The organism is Enterobacter sp. I4, from assembly GCF_022669095.1.
GTDB classification, from domain to species: Bacteria; Pseudomonadota; Gammaproteobacteria; order Enterobacterales; family Enterobacteriaceae; genus Enterobacter; species Enterobacter pasteurii.
Map to the genome: position 1 here is coordinate 709,822 of NZ_JALBUO010000001.1, position 21,067 is coordinate 730,888.

Here is a 21,067-nt window from a genome sequence, read left to right on the forward strand (position 1 = left end):
AGAAGCATGTCGGGATCCAATTCAGCAATAAGCCGCCGCCGCCTGTTAAAAGGGGCCGGGGCGATGTGGTTGCTTAGCGTCAGCCAGGTGGGTCTTGCCGCCACAAGCCAGGTAGTCGCGGTGCGCGTCTGGCCGTCGTCGACCTATACGCGCGTGACGGTCGAGTCCAACCGCGTGCTGAAATACAAGCAATTTGCCCTCAGCAATCCTGAACGTGTGGTGGTTGATCTCGAAGGTGTAAATCTCAACTCCGTGCTTAAGGGCATGGCGGCGCAGATCCGCGGCGACGATCCGTTTATTAAATCGGCGCGCGTCGGGCAGTTCGATCCGCAAACCGTGCGCATGGTGTTTGAGCTGAAGCAGAACGTAAAACCGCAGCTCTTTGCACTCGCACCGGTTGCGACGTTCAAGGAGCGACTGGTGATGGATCTCTATCCCTCGAATGCGACGGATATTCAGGATCCGCTCCTCGCCCTGCTGGAGGATTACAACAAAGGCGATCTCCAGCGGCAGGTACCGCCTGCGCAAAGCGGGCCGCAGCCGGGCAAGGCGGGACGCGATCGCCCGATTGTGATCATGCTCGATCCCGGCCACGGGGGCGAAGACTCCGGCGCGGTGGGGAAATACCACACCCGCGAAAAGGATGTGGTGTTGCAAATTGCCCGTCGTCTGAAGGCGTTAATCGACAAAGAAGGCAACATGCGCGCCTATATGACGCGCAACGAAGACGTGTTCATCCCGCTGAAGGTCCGCGTGGCGAAAGCGCAGAAGCAGCGCGCGGATCTGTTTGTCTCTATCCACGCGGATGCCTTTACCAGCCGTCAGCCGAGCGGATCTTCCGTATTTGCCCTGTCAACGAAAGGGGCGACCAGTACCGCCGCAAGGTACCTGGCGGACACGCAGAACGCCTCGGATTTAATCGGCGGCGTAAGCAAAAGCGGTGACCGCTATGTCGACCATACGATGTTCGATATGGTGCAGTCGCTGACCATTACCGACAGCCTGAAGTTCGGTAAAGCGGTGCTGGGTAAGCTGGGCCGCGTCAATAAGCTGCACAAGAACAGCGTCGAGCAGGCCGGATTTGCGGTACTGAAGGCGCCGGATATCCCGTCCATTCTGGTCGAAACCGCGTTTATCAGTAACGTGGAAGAGGAACGTAAACTCAAGACGGCTAAATTCCAGCAGGAAGTGGCGGAGTCAATTCTGGCGGGGATCAGGGCCTATTTCTCCGACGGAGAAACGCTGGCGCGGCGAGGATAAATCATCAGGCCGGGTATGTTGCCCGGCATTTTTATAAGCTACAGATACAAAAAAACACCCGGAAGGGTGTTTAATGTTTTAGAAGTATTGGTTGCGGGGGCCGGATTTGAACCGACGACCTTCGGGTTATGAGCCCGACGAGCTACCAGGCTGCTCCACCCCGCGTCCGTCTTTCTACAGTCGTAGAAGATACTTCTCAAATTTTGATTGGTTGCGGGGGCCGGATTTGAACCGACGACCTTCGGGTTATGAGCCCGACGAGCTACCAGGCTGCTCCACCCCGCGTCCGTCTTTCTACAGTCGTAGAAGATACTTCATCAAATTTTAATTGGTTGCGGGGGCCGGATTTGAACCGACGACCTTCGGGTTATGAGCCCGACGAGCTACCAGGCTGCTCCACCCCGCGTCCGTGGAAGCGCACTATACTCGGATAGGTTTGTGATGCAACCCCTTTTTCACATAATTCATTATTTTGTATGCAAAATGAACGGTAATAGCCACTTTGGACTATTTTTTGTCCAGAATTTGCCAAAGGGAAGGCGATTGCATTTCATTAGCACGGTGGGTTTGTTATCTTCATCACGCGGAATTGGGCAACTAAAAGACGAGATATAATGAAAGGACGTTGGGCGAAGTATCTGATGACAGGCGCAATGGTAGCTATTCTTGCGGCCTGCTCCTCCAAACCGACCGATCGCGGTCAACAGTATAAAGACGGGAAGTTATCCCAGCCTTTCTCGTTAGTTAACCAGCCAGATGCCGTGGGTGCACCGATCAATGCCGGGGATTTCTCCGAGCAGGTCTACCAGATCCGCAAAGCGTCTCCGCGTTTATACAGTTCGCAAAGCAACGTTTATAGCGCCGTCCAGGACTGGCTGCGCGCGGGCGGAGATACCCGCAATATGCGCCAGTTTGGTATTGACGCGTGGCAGATGGAGGGGGCGGATAACTACGGTAACGTTCAGTTTACCGGTTACTACACCCCGGTTGTCCAGGCGCGACACACGCGTCAGGGTGAATTCCAGTATCCGATTTACCGCATGCCGCCAAAACGCGGTCGTCTGCCGTCACGCGCCGAGATCTACGCCGGTGCGCTAAGTGAAAACTATGTCCTGGCCTACAGCAACTCCCTGATGGATAACTTCATCATGGACGTGCAGGGCAGCGGCTATATCGATTTTGGCGACGGTTCGCCGCTTAACTTCTTTAGCTATGCCGGCAAGAACGGCCACGCCTACCGCAGCATCGGTAAGGTGCTCATCGACCGTGGCGAAGTGAAGAGAGAAGATATGTCGATGCAGGCGATCCGCGAGTGGGGCGAAAAGCACAGCGAAGCCGAAGTGCGTGAACTGCTTGAGCAGAACCCATCGTTTGTTTTCTTCAAACCGCAGAACTTTGCGCCGGTGAAGGGGGCGAGCGCCGTACCGCTGATTGGCCGTGCGTCGGTAGCGTCGGATCGTTCTATCATTCCTGCGGGCACCACGCTGCTGGCGGAAGTTCCTCTGCTCGATAACAACGGCAAGTTCAACGGCAAGTACGAGCTGCGTCTGATGGTGGCGCTGGACGTTGGCGGGGCGATCAAAGGGCAGCACTTTGATATCTATCAGGGCATTGGCCCGGATGCCGGCCATCGCGCAGGCTGGTATAACCACTACGGACGCGTATGGGTGCTGAAGACCGCGCCGGGCACCGGAAACGTATTCAGCGGCTGATTGTGGTATTCTGAGCGCAATACGGATTAGGGTTCAGGGTGAGGAAAACCTCACCCTTTTTACATCTGAGGTTTTATGTCTGTGGTAATCAGCGATGCCTGGCGCCAGCGATTCGGCGGCACGGCACGGTTATACGGTGAAAAAGCCCTGCAGCTGTTCGCGGATGCGCACGTGTGCGTGGTGGGCATTGGCGGCGTCGGCTCCTGGGCGGCAGAAGCGCTGGCGAGAACCGGCATTGGCGCAATCACGTTGATTGATATGGATGATGTTTGCGTCACTAACACTAACCGTCAGATTCACGCCCTGCGTGATAGCGTCGGCCTGGCGAAGTCTGAGGTGATGGCGGAGCGTATTCGTCTGATCAACCCGGAGTGCCGCGTGACGGTGATTGACGACTTCGTGACGGCGGATAACGTCGCGGAGTACATGAGCAAAGGCTACAGCTACGTTATTGACGCCATCGACAGCGTGCGCCCGAAAGCGGCGCTGATCGCTTACTGCCGTCGCTATAAGGTGCCGCTGGTGACCACCGGCGGGGCGGGCGGACAAATCGATCCGACGCAGATCCAGGTGGCGGATCTGGCGAAAACCATTCAGGATCCGCTGGCCGCTAAGCTGCGTGAACGCCTAAAAAGCGACTTCAACGTCGTGAAAAACAGCAAGGGCAAGCTGGGCGTGGACTGCGTATTCTCCACCGAAGCGCTGGTGTATCCGCAGGCGGACGGCTCGGTCTGTGCGATGAAAAGCACGGCGGAAGGACCGAAGCGGATGGATTGCGCCTCAGGTTTTGGGGCAGCCACGATGGTGACTGCCACCTTCGGGTTTGTGGCGGTCTCTCACGCCCTGAAGAAGATGATGGCGAAGGCGGAGCGTCAGGCCTGAACCTGACGCGCGGCGTCCTGCACCGCGTCGCTGAGCGCGATTAACCCCTGTCCGCGCGAGGCGCTAAGCTGCGCGCGCAGTCCCAGCTCATCAAATAGCGCCAGCGGTGACTGCGCCAGCAGCTCCGCGGCGCTTTTTCCTTCGACCGCCGTCAACAGTACCGCCAGCAGGCCGCGAACGATGCGTCCTTCGCTGTCGCCAAAGAAATGCAGTTTCTCACCGGATACGCTAAACCCAAGCCAGACGCGGTTCTCGCAGCCTGCGATCTCTTTCGCCTGCGATTTCAGATCGTCTGAAAGCGCGGGCAACTGTTTACCCAGCAGGATCAGCTGACGGTATTTATCTTCCCACTGCGTGAGCGGGGCGAAGGTCTGTTTTAGCGTCTCTTCGGTAATAACGGAGCCGAATGGGTGTCCGGCTAAAGCTGAACTCGTCATTAATCCACCAGTAATTCAAGGGCGCGGTCAACGGCGGCAACCAGCGCGTCGACGTCACTTTTAGTGTTGTAGGGGGCAAAAGAGGCGCGCAGCGTACCGCTCACGCCCAGAGCCGCCAGCAGCGGCTGTGCGCAGTGCTGTCCGGCACGCAGGGCTATGCCGTATCCGGCAAGCAGCGTCACCATATCGCTATGGTGCACCCCCGCGAAATCGAAGGCGAGCAGGCTGGAATCCTGCACGCGGAACGAACGAAAGCCGGGCCGTTTTTTAAGCTCCTCCTCTGCCAGCGTCGCCAGGCCACGGCTCCAGCTTTCTGCCTGAACCACGTCGGTTTCCGCCAGCCATTCGAGCGCGGCGCTCAGGCCGATGACTCCGGCCACGTTCGGCGTACCGGCTTCCAGGCGGTAAGGCACCTCCTGGGTTTTAAACCCGTCGAAGGATACTTCGGTTATCATCTTGCCGCCACCGAGCCACGGCGTCATCCGGGCCAGCAGCTCGGGTTTGCCGTACAGCGCGCCGATCCCGGTTGGGCCGTACAGTTTGTGCCCCGAGAAGGCGTAGAAGTCGATATCCAGCGCCTGCACGTCAGCCGGGAAATGCACTATCCCCTGCGCGCCGTCGACCATCACCACCACGCCGCTGGCGTGGGCAATCTCGATGGCGCGAGCCAGATCGGGGCAGCCGCCGGTGACGTTGGACATCTGCCCCAGCGCCAGAATACGGCTGCGCGGGGTGATCAGCTCAGGCAGACGCGCTACGTCCGGCACAAGGTCTGCACCCAGCGGGAGCTTTACCACCCGCGCTCCCGTTTGTTCAGCCACCATAAGCCACGGCACCAGGTTGGCGTGATGTTCCGCCTCGCTGACGATAATTTCATCTCCAGCCTGCAGCAGCGGACGCGCGTAGCATTGCGCCACCATGTTAATGGCTTCGGTAGTGCCCCGCGTCCAGACGATGTTCTTACCGCTGTCGGCATTGATCAGGCGCGCGACCTGGTCGCGTGCGGCTTCGTATTGCGCCGTTAAGCGGCGGGCTTCGGCATACTGGCTGCGGTGCACGCTCCCGGCGCTCAGGCTGTAAAACTGGCGGGTTGCCTCAATCACCGCCTGCGGTTTAAGGGCCGTGGCGGCGCTATCAAGGTAAATGCCGGCATCGGCCAGCGCGGGAAACTGTGCGCGAAACTGCGCGGGACTGAAAGCGTTCATGGCATTCCTCATATCGATCCTGCGATCGTCGCGCAATTTCAGCGGCAGGGCAAGGAAGTTGATATCTATCAGATTTGTCTGCTTATCCTGGCGAGTCTGAAAAAGCAGGTTATGCTAAATAGTGTTAGGCGGATGTTTTAGCCTGTTATAAATCGAGGTTTGAATAGCATTAATTGCTAAAGGAGAATAATCATGAAAAAGACAGCTGCAATCATTTCTGCCTGTGCGTTGACCTTTGCCCTGAGCGCCTGTTCTGGTAATAACTACGTAATGCATACCAACGATGGTCGATCTATCGTCTCTGAAGGGAAACCGACAACCGATAATGATACCGGTATGATTTCATACAAAGATGCTAACGGGAACAAGCAGCAGATTAACCGCACGGACGTGAAAGAGATGAAAGAGATCGAGCATTAACAGATCTCAGGCAAAAAAAAGCACCGCAAGTTGGCGGTGCTACATTAATCACTATGGACAGACAGGGTAAATGTACAGGAAGTGAAAAATTGGTAGCGTTGCTACCGTGGTCTGAATCGCAGACCAATTGCAAACACAACAACACAACATCACAACCGTAAGCCAAAAGCCCTTCAGAACACGCATTCCAAAAAAACTTTTCGTTCCGGCTCAGGAAGTGCCGCCACTATAGGTATTTGCTGGTAGTTCCTCAACGGACAAATTATAATGGCTCAGATAAAAAAAACTAATAGGTTAAACGTTGTTTCCTATATGTTAAATCTCGTTAACATCTAAGCCAGATAACCATGTCCAAGCGATTGCCACCCCTTAATGCATTACGTGTTTTTGATGCAGCAGCACGTCACCTTAGCTTCACCCGCGCAGCCGATGAGCTTTTTGTGACGCAGGCCGCAGTAAGTCATCAAATCAAGTCTCTGGAGGATTTTCTGGGCCTGAAGCTGTTCCGTCGCCGCAACCGATCGTTGCTGTTGACCGAAGAGGGACAGAGCTATTTTCAGGATATTAAAGAGATTTTTTCCCAGCTTACGGAAGCCACTCGCAAACTGCAGGCCCGAAGTGCAAAAGGGGCGCTGACCGTCAGTTTATTGCCCAGTTTTGCCATTCAGTGGCTGGTGCCGAGGCTCTCAAGCTTTAACTCAACTTATCCGGGAATCGACGTAAGGATCCAGGCTGTCGACCGTCAGGAAGACAAGCTGGCGGATGATGTAGACGTGGCAATTTTTTACGGTCGCGGTAACTGGCCGGGCTTGCGCGTGGAGAAATTATACGCAGAATATCTGCTGCCGGTCTGCTCGCCGCTGCTGCTGACGGGCGATAAAGCGCTTAAAACGCCCGCCGATCTGGCGCAACATACGCTTTTGCACGATGCTTCGCGCCGTGACTGGCAAACTTATACCCGCCAATTAGGTCTTAACCATATAAACGTGCAGCAGGGGCCCATCTTTAGCCACAGTGCGATGGTGTTACAGGCTGCCATTCACGGGCAGGGCGTGGCGCTGGCCAATAACGTCATGGCGCAGTCCGAAATTGAGGCAGGCCGACTGGTTTGCCCATTTAATGATGTTCTGGTCAGCAAGAATGCGTTTTATCTGGTTTGTCATGACAGTCAGGCAGAACTGGGTAAAATAGCCGCTTTCCGGCAGTGGATACTGGCGAAAGCGGCAAGCGAGCAAGAAAAATTCCGCTTCAGGTATGAACAATAACTTTTGTGTGCCGGGCACGCATCACTTCAGGACATAAACATGACCAGCCGATTCATGCTGATTTTCGCCGCGGTGAGTGGCTTTATTTTTGTAGCTCTGGGCGCGTTTGGCGCGCATGTGTTAAGCAAGTCTTTGGGCGTTGTGGAGATGGGCTGGATCCAGACCGGCCTTGAGTATCAGGCGTTCCACACGCTGGCGATTTTTGGGCTGGCGGTGGCGATGCAGCGCCGCATCAGCATCTGGTTTTACTGGAGCAGCGTCTTCCTGGCGCTGGGTACCGTACTGTTCAGCGGCAGCCTCTACTGTCTGGCGCTGTCGCATTTACGCCTGTGGGCGTTTGTTACACCCGTCGGCGGCTTTAGCTTCCTGGCGGGTTGGGTATTAATGTTTATCGGAGCCATCCGTCTGAAACGCAAGGGCGTTGTTCATGAATAAGGTTGTTTTATATTGTCGCCCGGGGTTTGAGAAAGAGTGCGCCGCGGAAATCACCGATAAAGCGGCGAAGCGTGAAGTCTTCGGATTTGCTCGCGTCAAAGAGAACGCGGGCTACGTGGTATTTGAATGCTATCAGCCTGATGATGCCGACAGGCTGGCGCGTGAGCTGCCGTTCAGCTCGCTGATCTTCGCCCGCCAGATGTTCGTTGCCGGCGAGCTGCTGAAGGATCTTCCGCCGGAAGACCGCATCACGCCGATTGTGGGCATGTTACAGGGCGTGGTGGAGAAGGGCGGCGATTTGCGCGTTGAGGTGGCCGACACCAACGAAAGCAAAGAGCTGATGAAGTTCTGCCGTAAGTTCACCGTGCCGCTGCGCGCAGCGCTGCGTGATGCGGGCGTGCTGACGAACTACGAAACGCCAAAGCGTCCGGTTGTGCATATATTCTTTATTGCACCAGGCTGCTGCTATGCCGGTTACTCCTATACCACCAATAACTCGCCGTTCTTTATGGGGATCCCGCGTTTGCGCTTCCCGGCGGATGCGCCGAGCCGTTCAACCCTGAAGCTGGAAGAGGCGTTCCACGTCTTTATCCCGGCGGATGAGTGGGACGAGCGCCTGGCAAACGGCATGTACGCGGTCGATCTGGGAGCGTGCCCCGGCGGCTGGACCTATCAGCTGGTAAAACGCAACATGTGGGTGTCGTCCGTGGACAACGGCCCGATGGCGCAAAGCCTGATGGATACCGGACAGGTGACCTGGCTGCGTGAGGACGGTTTCCGCTATCGCCCGAACCGCAACAACATCTCCTGGATGGTGTGCGACATGGTAGAGAAACCGGCGAAAGTGGCGGCGCTGATGGCCTCCTGGCTGGTAAACGGCTGGTGTCGTGAGACGATTTTCAACCTCAAGCTGCCAATGAAAAAGCGCTACGAAGAGGTTTCCCAGAACCTGGCCTACATCCAGGAGCAGATGGATGAGCACGGCATTAACGTCGAGATCCAGGCGCGTCAGCTTTATCACGACCGCGAAGAGGTGACGGTACACATTCGTCGCTGGTGGGCCGCTGTGGGTGGGCGTCGCGACGAGCGATAGCTTCAGCTCACCCCTCACCCTAACCCTCTCCCCAAAGGGGAGAGGGGATTCCTTGGTGCAGTCTCTTCCTCCTCACCCCTTTGGGGAGAGGTAGTACATTACCGCTCTAACCTTAACTGCTGCAAATTCCCGTCCAGCCGTAAATCCGTCTGCAGCGTCGCCACATCCCGGCAGGTAAACGCCATCTCTTTATGCGCCTCCAGCTTCTTGCGCCATTTTTCCGGCACCTCATCCAGCCTGGCGTAAATCCCTTCCAGACTCTGAAAATCCGTCAGCAGCTGCGCGGCGCTCTTTGGCCCAATACCGGCAACACCCGGAACCTTAGAGCTGCTGATGCCTGCTAGCCCCCAGTAATCCGGCAGCTGCTCAGGCGAGACGCCAAACTCACCGGCAATAAACGGCGCGTCCAGCCAGCGCTTCTGAAAGTAGTCGCGGATGCGGATTGTCGGAGAGAGCAGCTGGCAGTAGCCTTTATCGGTTGAAACGATAGTGGCCTGATGCCCGGCGCTCGCGATTTTGACCGCCAGCGTTGCGGCTAAATCGTCAGCTTCGTTGCCGTGCGCGCCCCAGCACGGCACGCCGCGCTGCTCAAAGGCCGCGCGAATAACGGGCATTTCAGCGTGGAGATCGCCCGGCATGGGGGCGCGTCCGGCCTTGTAGTCCGGCAGGCGCTGGTGCCGCCAGCCGGTATTGCGGGCCTCGTCGTCGAATACGGCAACGGCATGGGTGGGTTCGCTATGGCGGATAAGCTGTTCCAGCGCGTGTAAACAGGTGTCCTTGCAGGGGGTGCCCTGGACCGCATGGATGCGGCGAATCAGGTTAAGTGCATCGACGATAAGCAAATGAACGGCCACAGATAATCTCCCTTCTGTCTAATGGGTGAAGGGTAACATTGTCAGGAGAGGGAAACTATTCGCAGCGGGGAAAAGAGGAAGAAGCCTCGCAAAACGAGGCTTCCAGAGCGGCTTAGTCGCAGGTAACGATCTTCATCGCCAGGCCGCCGCGGGAGGTTTCGCGGTATTTGGCGTTCATGTCCTTACCGGTTTCGTACATGGTTTCGATAACCTTGTCGAGGCAGACGCGCGGCTCGCTGGTGCGGCGCAGCGCCATACGGGCCGCGTTGACCGCTTTCACAGAGGCGATAGCGTTACGCTCGATGCACGGCACCTGTACCTGTCCGCCGACCGGGTCACAGGTCAGCCCCAGGTTATGTTCCATGCCGATTTCCGCCGCAATGCACACCTGCGCAGGGCTTGCGCCCAGCAGTTCTGCCAGCCCCGCCGCCGCCATAGAGCAGGCTACGCCCACTTCACCCTGACAGCCCACTTCCGCGCCGGAAATGGAGGCGTTCATCTTGTACAGTGAGCCAATCGCACTGGCCACCAGCATATAGCGCGCCAGTGAGTTTGCGTTTACTTCACGAATGAACTTGTCGTAATACGCCAGCACCGCCGGAACGATACCGCACGCGCCGTTGGTTGGCGCGGTGACCACGCGGCCACCCGCGGCGTTCTCTTCGTTCACCGCCAGCGCAAACATGTTGATCCAGTCAACGACGGCCATCGGGTCGGTGGTGGTTTTGTCGGTGCTGACCAGCATGCGGCGCAGCGCGGCCGCTCGACGCGGTACGCGCAGCTTGCCCGGCAGCACGCCTTCGGTGGTGATCCCGCGTTCGATACCGCTGCGCATCACCTCCCAGACGTTAGCGAAGTGCTGTTCCAGCTCCTCTTTGCTGTGCAGGGCCAGCTCGTTTTTCATCATCAGGCCGGAGAGGGAAAGGCCCGTCTCCCGGCAGTGACGCTGTAAATCGGCCGCGTTTTTGTACGGGTACGGCACGTCGACGGCGGAACTGTTGGTTTGACCAAAATGGTCTTCGTCAACGATAAAGCCGCCGCCGATGGAGTAATACGTCTGGCTGTAAACCGCTTTATCGCCGACCAGCGCGGTAATACGCATACCGTTTTCGTGCAGCGACAGGTTGTCCGCATGGAAATTCATGCAGTGGTCAACCGGGAATTCAACCTCGTGTTCGCCGTTCGCCAGCAGCAAACGACCGTGGGTGTTCACGTCCTGGATAAAGCCAGGTATTGCATCTATATCAACGGTATCCGGCAGGTTTCCCGCCAGCCCCATGATAATGGCAATATCGGTATGGTGGCCTTTACCGGTCAGGGAAAGGGAACCGTATACATCGACAACCACGCGGGTAATGTCGTGCAAAATGCCGCGTGCAATCAAGTCATCCGTGAATTGTTTACCGGCTTTCATTGGCCCGACGGTGTGAGAGCTGGAAGGACCAATACCGATTTTGAAGATATCGAATACGCTAATCATGATGCGTCCATTGCTTCAGTCAGAGGGGAGGAGTGCGCCGCCCGAGGACGGCGCAGGAGGTCTTAGCTGAACAGCGAGTAGAAAATGGCGGAGATGGCAATCAGACCCATCACAACAACGAACACGTTGCTGATATGGCCGCTATATTTACGCATCGCAGGCACTTTCTGAATCGCGTACATCGGCATCAGGAACAGAATCATCGCGATAATCGGGCCGCCCAAGGTTTCAATCATACCCAGAATGCTTGGGTTCAGGGTGGCTACTGCCCAGGTGGTCACCAGCATGAACAGCGCAGTGATTTTGTTCAGTCGGTTGATTTCAATGCTCTTGCCTTTACCGCGCAGAGATTTAATCACCATACCGTTGAAGCCTTCACGTGCGCCCAGATAGTGGCCCAGGAAGGATTTGGTGATAGCGATAATCGCGATAATAGGCGCCATCCACGCAATCAGCGGTGCGTTAAAGTGGTTTGCCAGGTAAGACAGAATAGAGATGTTCTGCTCTTTCGCCGCCGCCAGGTCTGCCGGGGAGAGGCTCAGCACGCAGCTGAACACGAAGAACATCACGGTCAGTACCATCATAATGTGGGCGCGAGCCAGGATGCTGGAGCACTTCTTCTCTGCGCCATTGCCGTACTCTTCACGCTTCGCAACCGCGAAGGAGGAGATGATTGGCGAGTGGTTGAAGGAGAACACCATTACCGGGATTGCCAGCCACAGGGTCAGCAGCAGGCCGTTACCGGTCGCGGATGCGCTGCTCAGGGACAGCGTTTCCAGCGCCGCGCCGTTCCACTGTGGGATCAGGTACAGCGCCAGCAGCATCAGGGCAGCAACAAACGGGAACACCAGCACGCTCATCGCTTTCACGATCATCTGCTCGCCGAAGCGGACGATGGTCATCATACCGACAATCAGGATCAGGGACAGGATCGCGCGCGGCGGCGGGGTCATCTGCAGCTGGTGCATCATGAAGCTTTCAACGGTGTTGGTAATAGCCACGCTATAAACCAGCAGAATGGGGTAAATCGCGAAGAAGTAGAGCAGGGTAATCAGCTTACCTGCGCCAACGCCGAAGTGTTCTTCAACGACTTCAGTGATGTCTTCGCCCGGGTTTTTACCGGACAGCACGAAGCGGGTCAGACCGCGGTGTGCAAAGAAGGTCATCGGGAAGGCGATGATGGCCATGATGATCAGCGGAATCAGACCGCCGACACCCGCGTTGATAGGAAGGAACAGTACACCAGCGCCGATTGCCGTGCCGTAAAGGCCAAGCATCCACATGGTATCCGTTTTGCGCCAACCGCTTCGGGATTCAATCGAAGCAACGGTGCTGGTTTGAGTGGTTTCCATCTGTATCTCCTGGAGGAAGCAAATTGTCAGGTTTTTAGTCAAATCCGATGAAAAAGTGCCTGACGGTAATATGAAATTCGTTCAGTGACGGTTTTTTAATAATTTTTGCCCGTAACTATTGGCGGGCGGAAAGATACATTCTAGTTATGAATCTATCAGTGATCGCGATCCCAAATGCAATAATCCACTTATGAAGTGGGCATATTTAGTCCATTTATCTGTTAAAAAAACGTCAAAGAGGATTTACGGGCGCGAAGGCTACCATTAACGACATGTTTTCGAAAAGGCTGTCCCGCGAGATAGGTGTCTTTCGCTGAAAAGAAATGGGTTTTTAGGATTTTCTGGCAGGTAATTTTGATTAAGGCTAATTATTTATGGTTTCAAAAACCACGTAATCGTTTGCGTTGGCGGTAGATTTGTTAATAGCATTAAAGATGTATATGAATTGCATCACTAATAAAAAAGCCGGATAACAATCCGGCCTGAGGGGAAGGTGCAAACGGGTTACTTGATGATTTCGTAACACGGAATATAGGCAGAGCCCGGAAGCTTCATGCGGTGCTGAGCCACAAAGCCCTGCAGCATGTCATCCATGCGGCGCATCATCTCCGGGTCACCGTGGATCTTATACGGCCCGAACTCCTCAATCGCGCGGATCCCAACCTCTTTAACGTTGCCCGCCACGATGCCCGAGAAGGCGCGACGCAGGTCGGCAGCCAGTACTTCTACCGGCTGATCCGGGTAGAGCTTCAGGTTCGCCATGTTCTCATGCGACGGCTCGAAGGGGATTTGCAGGTCCGGTGCGATACGGATGGACCAGTTAAAGCTGTAGGCATCCCCGGTATCACGACGGTTTTCTTTCACCAGCGGCATCGCTTTTTTCATCTGGCGCGCCACTTCTGCGGCATCGTCGATGATAATGCGATAGTGACGGCGCGCGTCTTCCCCCAGCGTATGAACGATAAACTCGTCCAGCACGCGGAAGTAGTCGGCGCTCTCTTTCGGCCCGGTCAGGATCAGCGGCAGAACCTGATCCTTATTGGCCGGGTTCATCAGGATCCCCAGCAGGTAAAGCAGCTCTTCCGCCGTACCGACGCCGCCCGGGAAGATGATGATGCCGTGAGCGATACGGACAAACGCCTCAAGGCGTTTTTCGATATCCGGCATGATAATCAGTTCGTTAACCAGCGGGTTAGGTGGCTCCGCTGCGATGATGGACGGTTCGGTCATGCCGATAAAACGCCCCTCTTTATAGCGCTGCTGAGCATGGCCTACCGCGGCACCTTTCATGGGGGCTTCCATCGCTCCCGGACCGCAGCCGGTACAGATGTTCAGCTCGCGCAGGCCGAGCTGATTACCCACGCGGCGGGCGTACAGGTATTCGGTTTCGTTAATGGAGTGACCACCCCAGCAGACGACCATGTTCGGCGCTTCGCCAACGTGCAGGGCGCGGGCGTTACGCAGAATGGAGAAGACCAGGTTGGTGATATGAACGGAGCTTTCCAGGTCGAGATGCTGGAAACGACCGGCGTTGCTGATCTGCCCGTTAACAAACAGGATGTCGCGCAGCACGGCAAACAGGTTGGCCTGAAGGGAGCGAATAATACGCCCGTCAACAAACGCCTCTTCCGGCGGGTTAATGACCTCAAGCTTCACGCCGCGCTCGCGGCGCAGCACGTTGATATCAAAACTTTCGAAGCGGGACAGCAGCTCTTTACTGTTGTCGGTCAGGCTTCCGGAGTTCAGTACGGCAAGTGAACAGTTGCGAAACAGTTGATAAAGGTCGCTACTGGCGGTGCGTTTAAGCATGTCCACTTCCAGCTGCGACAACATATCCATAGAGCCAAGCGGGCTAATATGTGTAATCAAGTGAGCTCCTTATGGGACGATTATCGTCTTTCCCTGTTGATTACAATAGCCCTGGCTTATGACGTTTCACAACACTTCGGGCGGAATACCGCCCGCATATTGTGAAAATATTTATCTTACTGACGCACCAGCCGTCCGGTAGCAGGCACAAAATCGGTATTGGTGCGCCACGGGTTAATATCCAGACCGCCGCGGCGGGTATAGCGGGCGTACACGCTGAGCTTTTCTGGCCGGCAGAAACGCTGAATATCGTTAAAGATACGCTCCACGCACTGCTCGTGAAACTCGTTGTGATGGCGGAACGACACCAGGTAACGCAGCAGCTTTTCCCGGTCAATTTTCGGGCCGCGATACTGAATCTGAACGGAGCCCCAGTCCGGCTGGTGGGTGATAAGGCAGTTGGACTTCAGCAGATGGCTGACCAGCGTCTCTTCCACGATCTTTCCGCTCGCCGCGTTTTCGAGGTAGTCGGCGCTGAATTCGTAGCTCTCAATCTCAATATCCTGGTCGTCGATGCAGGTACCGTGGAAATGGGCGATGGGCTGCCCCTCCAGTTCATGCAGACGGTATAACGAGACGGACACGTCCCCCTGCGCGCAGGCGCGTAAATCCCGCTCAAGGGTCTGCTGAACGTCGTCCCAGCTGTTGAATCGGGTCTGGTTGAAGCTGTTGAGATAGAGCTTAAAGCTTTTCGACTCGACCAGGTTCACGCTGGCGTAGTCCAGCTCAACGTGGCCCACGGCGACCTGCGGCAGACCGCGCGCGTTCAGCCAGGAGAGTTCATACAGCGTCCAGATGTCGCCGCCGACAAACGGCAGCGCGTCCGCGTGCAGTCCGAGCGGATCGCGGTTCAGGCTGCGCGGCACGCCCTGAAGCAGGCTTGCGTCGTAGGTGTCGCGGTAATCGGTCGATTTACCCAGCGTTAAGCCCGTTAACGCCTGATGATTTTCGTAAGACATGTTTCATAGCCACTTTACAGGTACACTTAAGGGCTGAGTTTATCCTGTCTTACAAGAAGAGAGAAATCGGTGGATATCGAAACTGCAAATGCCCTGACAACCTTCACGACCCGCTATTGCGATGCCTGGCATGAAAAGCAGGGGACGTGGCCGCAAAGTAACGAACTGCATGGCGTGCCGTCACCGTGCATTATCTCTTCACAGGATGATTATGTTATCTGGCAGCCGAAACCGTTTACCGGCGAGCAGAACGTAAAGGCGGTTGAACGCGCCATGGACATTGTGATACAACCTGCGCTTCATGCGTTTTATACCACGCAGCTTGCCGGGGATATGAGCGCATGCTTTGCTGAGCAGCCGCTGACGCTGCTGCAAACCTGGAGCGAGGACGATCTCCAGCGCGTTCAGGAAAACCTCATCGGTCACCTGGTCACGCAAAAACGCCTTAAGCTCTCTCCGACTCTTTTTATTGCGACGCTCGACAGTGAACTGGACGTTATTTCCGTCTGCAATCTGTCTGGCGAGGTCATTAAAGAGACGCTCGGCACCCGCAATCGCGATGTTCTCGCGCCTTCCCTTGCGGATTTCCTTAACCGACTTGAGCCGCTTCTGTAATCCATGATGCTACTGTGTGTGTGAGAGATCTCTTACACGCTCTGTGAGACATCGCCGAAACAATTAGTATTGTCTTAGGGATTTCAGAATAATATTAACTTCGGTTTCAACAGGTTAGCGCTTTTCTTAACCGATATCCCCCGTTTCGTCTGGCTTACATTGCTTACAGGGTGGGTTGTAAGACGAAGCAGAATAGCGGATTCTATCTCTGTCGACAGGACGCCGACACGAGAAACGAACATCAGGATGATGGCGTTTCTTAACAGGAACACGTCAGGATGACGCCGCAGGAAGGCTTCAGGATGAAGCGAAGTGGAGCACGCAGGATGCGTAAGGGACACCTCCAGGAAGGAGAACGAGAGCCGGTCAGGATGATCGGTGGGTCAGGATGGCCAGGACGTTTCAGGATGAAACATACACGTCAGGATGATGTGTGCAGGATGCAAAAGGTAAACGGATGACCAGGCCTTCGGGCATCAGGAAAAGTTGTCACGGATGAGCAGGGAGCACGTATTGTAGCTGGATTGCTGCGAAACGAACCGGGAGCACTGTTTTTACAGTGCTCCCTTTTTTTATTTCTGACTTCCGCAATGCTATGCTTCGCGCCATTCCGTTTTTCAGTTGAGGTTACTATGACGCATCACGATAGCGTTCGTGCACAGCTGCACGCCATCGAAGCCCTTATGCGCCAGCATCAGCTGTGGCAGGATAACGCGCCGCAGCCGGAAGCGTTCGCCAGCACCCAGCCGTTTTGTCTGGATACCCTGGCCCCGTTCGAGTGGCTCCAGTGGGTATTACTTCCGCGCATGCACGCGCTGCTGGAAGGTGGCCACGCGTTGCCACAGTCGTTTGCCGTCTCCCCTTATTACGAAATGGCGCTGGAAGCGACCCACCCGGCGCGCGCAGTGATGCTGGCGGAGCTGGAAAAGCTGGATGCGCTTTTCGCCGGTGACGATGCATGACGCTTGAGATCCTGTTTCAGGATGAGTGGCTCGTGGCGGTGAATAAGCCGTCCGGCTGGCTGGTGCACAGAAGCTGGCTCGATCGCGATGAGAAGGTCGTGGTCATGCAGACCGTGCGCGATCAGATCGGTCAGCACGTCTTTACCGCCCATCGTCTGGACCGGCCAACCTCCGGCGTGCTGCTGATGGGGCTGTCCAGTGAGGCCGGGCGCCTGCTGGCGCAGCAGTTCGAACAGCACCAGATCCAGAAACGCTACCACGCCATTGCGCGCGGCTGGCTGACGGACGCCGCCACGCTTGATTATCCGCTGGTGGAGGAACTGGATAAAATCGCCGATAAGTTTGCCCGTGATGATAAAGGCCCGCAGCCAGCGGTGACCGATTATCGCGGAATGGCGACCGTCGAGCTGCCGGTGGCGACCGGTAAATTTCCCACCACGCGCTACAGCCTGGTTGAGCTTTTGCCCAAAACCGGGCGCAAGCACCAGCTTCGTCGTCACCTTGCGCACCTGCGCCATCCAATCATCGGCGACAGCAAGCACGGCGATCTGCGCCAGAACCGCAGCGCGGCAGAGCACTTCGGCTGTAACCGGCTGATGCTGCACGCCAGCGAGCTGTGCCTGACGCACCCGTTCACCGGCGAACCGCTGACTCTCCGCGCGGGGCTGGACGATGTCTGGATGCAGGCGCTGTCACAGTTTGGCTGGCTGGGACAACTCCCCGAAAATGAAAGGGTTGAGTTTGCCGCAGGCAACGTTCAGGATGAACGGCAGGCGCAATAATTACGGGAGCAAAGCATGGCTGAAGTAGGCATTTTTGTCGGCACGATGTACGGCAACTCGCTGCTGGTGGCGGAGGAAGCGGAAGCGATCCTCGCAAATCAGGGCCATAAGGCGACGGTCTATGAAGATCCGCAGCTGGAGGACTGGGAAAAATACAAAGACAACTACATCCTCATCGTGACGTCTACCACGGGGCAGGGCGATCTGCCGGACAGCATCATGCCGCTTTTCCAGGGGATAAAAGATCGGCTTGGCTACCAGCCAGACGTGCGTTACGGCATCATCGCGCTGGGTGACAGCTCCTATGCTAACTTCTGCGGCGGCGGCAAGCAGTTCGACGCGCTGTTGCAGGAACAGAGCGCTCAGCGCGTCGGCGAAATGTTGCTGATTGATGCCGGTGAGCATCCTGAACCAGAAAGCGAGTCAAATCCGTGGGTTGAACGCTGGGCAACCCTGCTGAAATAACCCTGACGATACGACACGCAGGCCGGGTAAGGCGTAGCCGCCACCCGGCCATACCGCCCGCCCCAAACCCCAATTCCGTGAACCACCTTCCACTTCCTTGGGCTTATGCCATAAACAACCTCTCACACACCCTTTAATACTGTGTTTTTGCACGGTGAGAGAACGCGTCACTCCTTCATATACTTTTCCCGTCACTATAAAACGGCTCAAGGCCGTACCAAAACGATCCAATACAACTCTCTCATTCTGATTACCCTACAGGTGCCGTACAGAATGAACCAGGCGAAAGCTATGATTCAGGAGTGCAACTATGAGTACATTAAGCCAGGCGGCGAGCAGCGCTGAAAAGCGCACCAATGCTCGCTACTGGATAGTGGTGATGCTGTTTATCGTCACATCCTTTAACTACGGCGACCGCGCGACGCTGTCGATTGCCGGTTCTGAAATGGCAAAAGATATCGGGCTCGATCCGGTTGGTATGGGTTATGTTTTCTCCGCGTTTTCATGGGCCTATGTTATCGGCCAAATTCCTGGCGGCTGGCTGCTGGACCGCTTCGGCTCCAAGCGGGTCTACTTCTGGTCCATCTTTATCTGGTCGATGTTTACCCTGCTGCAGGGCTTCGTCGATATCTTTAGCGGCTTCGGCATTATCATTGCGCTGTTTACCCTCCGCTTCCTGGTGGGCTTAGCGGAAGCGCCATCCTTCCCCGGTAACAGCCGTATTGTGGCAGCCTGGTTCCCGGCGCAGGAGAGGGGAACGGCGGTAGCCATCTTCAACTCTGCGCAATACTTCGCGACGGTTATTTTCGCGCCAATCATGGGCTGGCTGACGCACGAGGTGGGCTGGTCACACGTCTTCTTCTTCATGGGTGGACTGGGGATCGTTATCAGCTTTGTCTGGCTGAAAGTGATCCACGAACCGAACCAGCACCCGGGCGTAAACAAGAAGGAGCTGGACTACATTGCTGAAGGTGGGGCGCTGATCAACATGGATCAGAAAACCCAAAAAGCCAAAGTTCCGTTCAGCCAGAAATGGGCGCAGATCAAACAGCTCGTCGGCACACGCATGATGATCGGTATCTATCTCGGCCAGTACTGCATCAACGCCTTGACCTACTTCTTCATCACCTGGTTCCCGGTTTACCTGGTGCAGGCGCGCGGCATGTCGATTCTGAAGGCGGGCTTCGTCGCCTCCGTTCCGGCCATCTGCGGCTTCGTGGGCGGAGTGCTCGGCGGGGTCATTTCCGACTGGCTGATGCGCCGTACCGGTTCGCTGAATATTGCGCGTAAAACGCCAATCGTGCTCGGCATGCTGCTCTCCATGACCATGGTGTTCTGCAACTACGTCAGCGCGGAGTGGATGATCATCGGCTTTATGGCGATGGCCTTCTTCGGTAAAGGCATTGGCGCGCTGGGCTGGGCGGTGATGGCAGATACCGCGCCGAAAGAGATCAGCGGCCTGAGCGGCGGCCTGTTCAACATGTTTGGCAACATTTCCGGCATTGTCACCCCAATCGCGATCGGCTACATCGTCGGCACAACCGGCTCCTTCAATGGCGCGCTGATTTACGTTGGTGTCCATGCGCTGGTAGCGGTGCTCAGCTACCTGGTACTGGTGGGCGACATCAAGCGTATCGAACTCAAACCTGTCGTGGAGCGCGGATGATGACAACGCAATCAAGTCCGGTCGTCACCGGGATGAAGGTTATCCCGGTGGCGGGGCAGGACAGCATGCTGCTCAACATTGGGGGCGCGCATAACGCCTGGTTTACCCGTAATATCGTGGTGCTGACCGACAGCGCAGGCAATACCGGCGTGGGTGAAGCGCCGGGCGGAGAGGTGATTTACCAGACGCTGGTCGATGCCGTCCCGCAGGTGGTTGGGCAGGAGGTCGCCCGCCTGAATAAGGTGGTTCAGCGAGTGCACAAGGGTAACCAGTCGGCGGATTTTGACACCTTCGGAAAAGGCGCCTGGACGTTTGAGCTGCGCGTTAACGCGGTGGCGGCCCTGGAGGCGGCTCTCCTCGATTTACTCGGCAAGGCGCTGAACGTGCCGGTCTGCGAGCTGCTGGGGCCTGGCAAACAGCGTGATGCGGTAACGGTGCTGGGCTATCTGTTCTATGTTGGCGACCGGACGAAAACCGATCTGCCGTATCTGGAGCGCTCGCCGGGCAGCCACGAGTGGTATCACCTGCGTCATCAGGAGGCGCTTTCCGCCGACGCGGTAGTGCGCCTGGCGGAAGCGGCGCAGGATCGCTACGGCTTTAAGGACTTCAAGCTGAAAGGCGGCGTGCTGCCGGGCGAGCAGGAGATTGACAGCGTGCGCGCGTTGAAAAAGCGTTTTCCGGAGGCGCGCATCACCGTCGATCCGAACGGCGCATGGCTGCTGGATGAAGCCATCGCGCTGTGTAAAGGGCTGGGCGACGTGCTGACCTACGCGGAAGACCCGTGCGGCGCGGAGCAGGGCTTCTCCGGCCGCGAAGTGATGGCGGAGTTCCGACGCGCCACCGGGCTGCCGGTCGCGACCAATATGATCGCCACCAACTGGCGCGAAATGGGCCATGCGGTGATGCTGAATGCGGTGGACATTCCGCTGGCGGACCCGCACTTCTGGACCCTTTCCGGCGCGGTGCGCGTGGCGCAGCTGTGCGATGACTGGGGGCTCACCTGGGGCTGCCACTCCAATAACCATTTCGACATTTCGCTGGCGATGTTTACCCACGTTGGCGCGGCGGCACCGGGCAACCCGACCGCCATTGATACGCACTGGATCTGGCAGGAAGGCGAAGCGCGCCTGACCAGGAATCCGCTTGAAATCAAAAACGGCAGCATCGCCGTACCGGATGCGCCGGGGCTGGGCGTGGAGCCTGACTGGGATCGGATCCACCAGGCGCATGAAGCGTATAAAAAACTGCCGGGCGGCGCGCGCAACGACGCGGGCCCGATGCAGTACCTTATCCCCGGCTGGACATTTGACCGTAAGCGCCCTGTTTTTGGACGTCACTGATAAAAGGATCGAAC

General features: G+C 56.5%; 20 protein-coding genes and 3 tRNA genes. 13 read left to right on the forward strand and 10 right to left on the reverse strand.

The annotated features are described in order from the left end of the window. The first annotated feature begins 6 nt into the window (after positions 1-6). The gene (gene amiC, locus MOQ06_RS03335) at positions 7-1,260 is read left to right on the forward strand and encodes an N-acetylmuramoyl-L-alanine amidase AmiC (protein ID WP_242171016.1); all 1,254 of its coding nucleotides are present in this window, start codon (positions 7-9) and stop codon (positions 1,258-1,260) included. An 88-nt stretch (positions 1,261-1,348) separates the two neighbouring features. On the opposite strand, the gene MOQ06_RS03340 is transcribed toward amiC, so the two are convergent. The 3 genes from MOQ06_RS03340 to MOQ06_RS03350 form a co-directional block, all read right to left on the reverse strand. Further along, positions 1,349-1,425 (reverse strand) — tRNA-Met (locus MOQ06_RS03340). A gap of 43 nt (positions 1,426-1,468) precedes the next feature. Further along, positions 1,469-1,545, reverse strand: a tRNA-Met gene (locus MOQ06_RS03345). 44 nt (positions 1,546-1,589) lie between these two features. Next, positions 1,590-1,666: transfer RNA gene (locus MOQ06_RS03350), tRNA-Met, on the reverse strand. Between the two features lie 208 nt (positions 1,667-1,874). On the opposite strand from MOQ06_RS03350, the gene mltA reads away from it, so the two are divergent. Together mltA and tcdA are read left to right on the forward strand one after the other, a co-directional pair. After that, entirely contained in the window at positions 1,875-2,972 is a 1,098-nt protein-coding gene (gene mltA / locus MOQ06_RS03355; protein WP_176609584.1) for a murein transglycosylase A, read from the forward strand. 75 nt (positions 2,973-3,047) lie between these two features. After that, positions 3,048-3,854: a tRNA cyclic N6-threonylcarbamoyladenosine(37) synthase TcdA gene (gene tcdA / locus MOQ06_RS03360; protein WP_176609585.1), complete on the forward strand. Its 807-nt coding sequence runs from the start codon at positions 3,048-3,050 to the stop codon at positions 3,852-3,854. On the opposite strand, the gene csdE is transcribed toward tcdA, so the two are convergent. Next, on the reverse strand, positions 3,845-4,291 hold the full coding sequence (gene csdE, locus MOQ06_RS03365; protein ID WP_242171019.1) for a cysteine desulfurase sulfur acceptor subunit CsdE: 447 nt from the start codon (positions 4,289-4,291) through the stop codon (positions 3,845-3,847). The genes tcdA and csdE overlap by 10 nt on opposite strands. Next, positions 4,291-5,496 (reverse strand): cysteine desulfurase CsdA, encoded by a 1,206-nt coding sequence (gene csdA / locus MOQ06_RS03370; protein WP_242171022.1) that lies wholly within the window; start codon positions 5,494-5,496, stop codon positions 4,291-4,293. Before csdA ends, csdE begins: the two co-directional genes overlap by 1 nt. Positions 5,497-5,688: 192 nt before the next feature. On the opposite strand from csdA, the gene MOQ06_RS03375 reads away from it, so the two are divergent. The 4 genes from MOQ06_RS03375 to rlmM all read left to right on the forward strand — a co-directional run bounded on the left by MOQ06_RS03375 (position 5,689) and on the right by rlmM (position 8,709). Next, positions 5,689-5,916, forward strand: a complete 228-nt coding sequence (locus MOQ06_RS03375; protein ID WP_003862759.1) for a YgdI/YgdR family lipoprotein — start codon at positions 5,689-5,691, stop codon at positions 5,914-5,916. Positions 5,917-6,263: 347 nt separating this feature from the next. After that, complete coding sequence (gene gcvA / locus MOQ06_RS03380; RefSeq protein WP_003862758.1) at positions 6,264-7,181, forward strand: glycine cleavage system transcriptional regulator GcvA; 918 nt, start codon at positions 6,264-6,266, stop codon at positions 7,179-7,181. Positions 7,182-7,220: 39 nt separating this feature from the next. Then, on the forward strand, positions 7,221-7,616 hold the full coding sequence (locus MOQ06_RS03385; protein ID WP_148421159.1) for a DUF423 domain-containing protein: 396 nt from the start codon (positions 7,221-7,223) through the stop codon (positions 7,614-7,616). Beyond that, positions 7,609-8,709 (forward strand): 23S rRNA (cytidine(2498)-2'-O)-methyltransferase RlmM, encoded by a 1,101-nt coding sequence (rlmM, locus tag MOQ06_RS03390; RefSeq protein WP_176609588.1) that lies wholly within the window; start codon positions 7,609-7,611, stop codon positions 8,707-8,709. Before MOQ06_RS03385 ends, rlmM begins: the two co-directional genes overlap by 8 nt. 98 nt (positions 8,710-8,807) lie before the next feature. Here the strand turns inward: rlmM and xni are convergent, their stop codons facing one another. From xni to queF, 5 genes are all read right to left on the reverse strand, one after another. Then, positions 8,808-9,563, reverse strand: coding sequence for a flap endonuclease Xni (gene xni, locus MOQ06_RS03395; protein WP_242171025.1), 756 nt, complete (start codon positions 9,561-9,563; stop codon positions 8,808-8,810). A gap of 112 nt (positions 9,564-9,675) precedes the next feature. Next, positions 9,676-11,043 carry an L-serine ammonia-lyase gene (locus MOQ06_RS03400; protein WP_148421165.1) on the reverse strand — a complete coding sequence of 456 codons (1,368 nt, stop codon included), beginning with the start codon at positions 11,041-11,043 and terminating at the stop codon, positions 9,676-9,678. Positions 11,044-11,105: 62 nt separating this feature from the next. After that, positions 11,106-12,395 carry an HAAAP family serine/threonine permease gene (locus MOQ06_RS03405; RefSeq protein ID WP_148421167.1) on the reverse strand — a complete coding sequence of 430 codons (1,290 nt, stop codon included), beginning with the start codon at positions 12,393-12,395 and terminating at the stop codon, positions 11,106-11,108. A 504-nt stretch (positions 12,396-12,899) separates the two neighbouring features. Further along, a complete protein-coding gene (ppnN, locus tag MOQ06_RS03410; protein ID WP_148421169.1) occupies positions 12,900-14,264 on the reverse strand; it encodes a nucleotide 5'-monophosphate nucleosidase PpnN in 1,365 nt (454 codons plus the stop codon). Between the two features lie 116 nt (positions 14,265-14,380). Next, entirely contained in the window at positions 14,381-15,223 is an 843-nt protein-coding gene (gene queF, locus MOQ06_RS03415) for an NADPH-dependent 7-cyano-7-deazaguanine reductase QueF (RefSeq protein WP_242171029.1), read from the reverse strand. A 69-nt stretch (positions 15,224-15,292) separates the two neighbouring features. Here queF and syd point away from each other — a divergent pair, with 69 nt between their 5' ends. The 6 genes from syd to MOQ06_RS03445 all read left to right on the forward strand — a co-directional run bounded on the left by syd (position 15,293) and on the right by MOQ06_RS03445 (position 21,053). Next, positions 15,293-15,838: a SecY-interacting protein gene (gene syd / locus MOQ06_RS03420; protein ID WP_242171032.1), complete on the forward strand. Its 546-nt coding sequence runs from the start codon at positions 15,293-15,295 to the stop codon at positions 15,836-15,838. 632 nt (positions 15,839-16,470) lie between these two features. After that, entirely contained in the window at positions 16,471-16,800 is a 330-nt protein-coding gene (locus MOQ06_RS03425) for a YqcC family protein (protein ID WP_148421175.1), read from the forward strand. Next, positions 16,797-17,582: a tRNA pseudouridine(65) synthase TruC gene (gene truC / locus MOQ06_RS03430; protein WP_242171044.1), complete on the forward strand. Its 786-nt coding sequence runs from the start codon at positions 16,797-16,799 to the stop codon at positions 17,580-17,582. Before MOQ06_RS03425 ends, truC begins: the two co-directional genes overlap by 4 nt. A gap of 15 nt (positions 17,583-17,597) precedes the next feature. Beyond that, complete coding sequence (locus MOQ06_RS03435; RefSeq protein ID WP_148421179.1) at positions 17,598-18,047, forward strand: flavodoxin; 450 nt, start codon at positions 17,598-17,600, stop codon at positions 18,045-18,047. 310 nt (positions 18,048-18,357) lie between these two features. Next, positions 18,358-19,713 carry a galactarate/glucarate/glycerate transporter GudP gene (gene gudP / locus MOQ06_RS03440; protein WP_148421181.1) on the forward strand — a complete coding sequence of 452 codons (1,356 nt, stop codon included), beginning with the start codon at positions 18,358-18,360 and terminating at the stop codon, positions 19,711-19,713. Next, positions 19,713-21,053, forward strand: a complete 1,341-nt coding sequence (locus MOQ06_RS03445) for a glucarate dehydratase family protein (protein WP_242173204.1) — start codon at positions 19,713-19,715, stop codon at positions 21,051-21,053. Before gudP ends, MOQ06_RS03445 begins: the two co-directional genes overlap by 1 nt. The last annotated feature ends 14 nt before the right edge of the window (positions 21,054-21,067 follow it).

Coding starts and splice junctions, on each gene's coding strand:
- tcdA (WP_176609585.1), top strand. CDS start 3,048: ATGTCTGTGGTAATCAGCGATGCCTGGCGCCAGCGATTCGGCGGCACG.
- gcvA (WP_003862758.1), top strand. CDS start 6,264: ATGTCCAAGCGATTGCCACCCCTTAATGCATTACGTGTTTTTGATGCA.
- MOQ06_RS03445 (WP_242173204.1), top strand. CDS start 19,713: ATGACAACGCAATCAAGTCCGGTCGTCACCGGGATGAAGGTTATCCCG.
- MOQ06_RS03405 (WP_148421167.1), bottom strand. CDS start 12,395: ATGGAAACCACTCAAACCAGCACCGTTGCTTCGATTGAATCCCGAAGC.
- MOQ06_RS03385 (WP_148421159.1), top strand. CDS start 7,221: ATGACCAGCCGATTCATGCTGATTTTCGCCGCGGTGAGTGGCTTTATT.
- csdA (WP_242171022.1), bottom strand. CDS start 5,496: ATGAACGCTTTCAGTCCCGCGCAGTTTCGCGCACAGTTTCCCGCGCTG.
- mltA (WP_176609584.1), top strand. CDS start 1,875: ATGAAAGGACGTTGGGCGAAGTATCTGATGACAGGCGCAATGGTAGCT.
- queF (WP_242171029.1), bottom strand. CDS start 15,223: ATGTCTTACGAAAATCATCAGGCGTTAACGGGCTTAACGCTGGGTAAA.
- amiC (WP_242171016.1), top strand. CDS start 7: ATGTCGGGATCCAATTCAGCAATAAGCCGCCGCCGCCTGTTAAAAGGG.
- csdE (WP_242171019.1), bottom strand. CDS start 4,291: ATGACGAGTTCAGCTTTAGCCGGACACCCATTCGGCTCCGTTATTACC.
- MOQ06_RS03400 (WP_148421165.1), bottom strand. CDS start 11,043: ATGATTAGCGTATTCGATATCTTCAAAATCGGTATTGGTCCTTCCAGC.
- MOQ06_RS03425 (WP_148421175.1), top strand. CDS start 16,471: ATGACGCATCACGATAGCGTTCGTGCACAGCTGCACGCCATCGAAGCC.
- truC (WP_242171044.1), top strand. CDS start 16,797: ATGACGCTTGAGATCCTGTTTCAGGATGAGTGGCTCGTGGCGGTGAAT.
- MOQ06_RS03375 (WP_003862759.1), top strand. CDS start 5,689: ATGAAAAAGACAGCTGCAATCATTTCTGCCTGTGCGTTGACCTTTGCC.
- gudP (WP_148421181.1), top strand. CDS start 18,358: ATGAGTACATTAAGCCAGGCGGCGAGCAGCGCTGAAAAGCGCACCAAT.
- rlmM (WP_176609588.1), top strand. CDS start 7,609: ATGAATAAGGTTGTTTTATATTGTCGCCCGGGGTTTGAGAAAGAGTGC.
- MOQ06_RS03435 (WP_148421179.1), top strand. CDS start 17,598: ATGGCTGAAGTAGGCATTTTTGTCGGCACGATGTACGGCAACTCGCTG.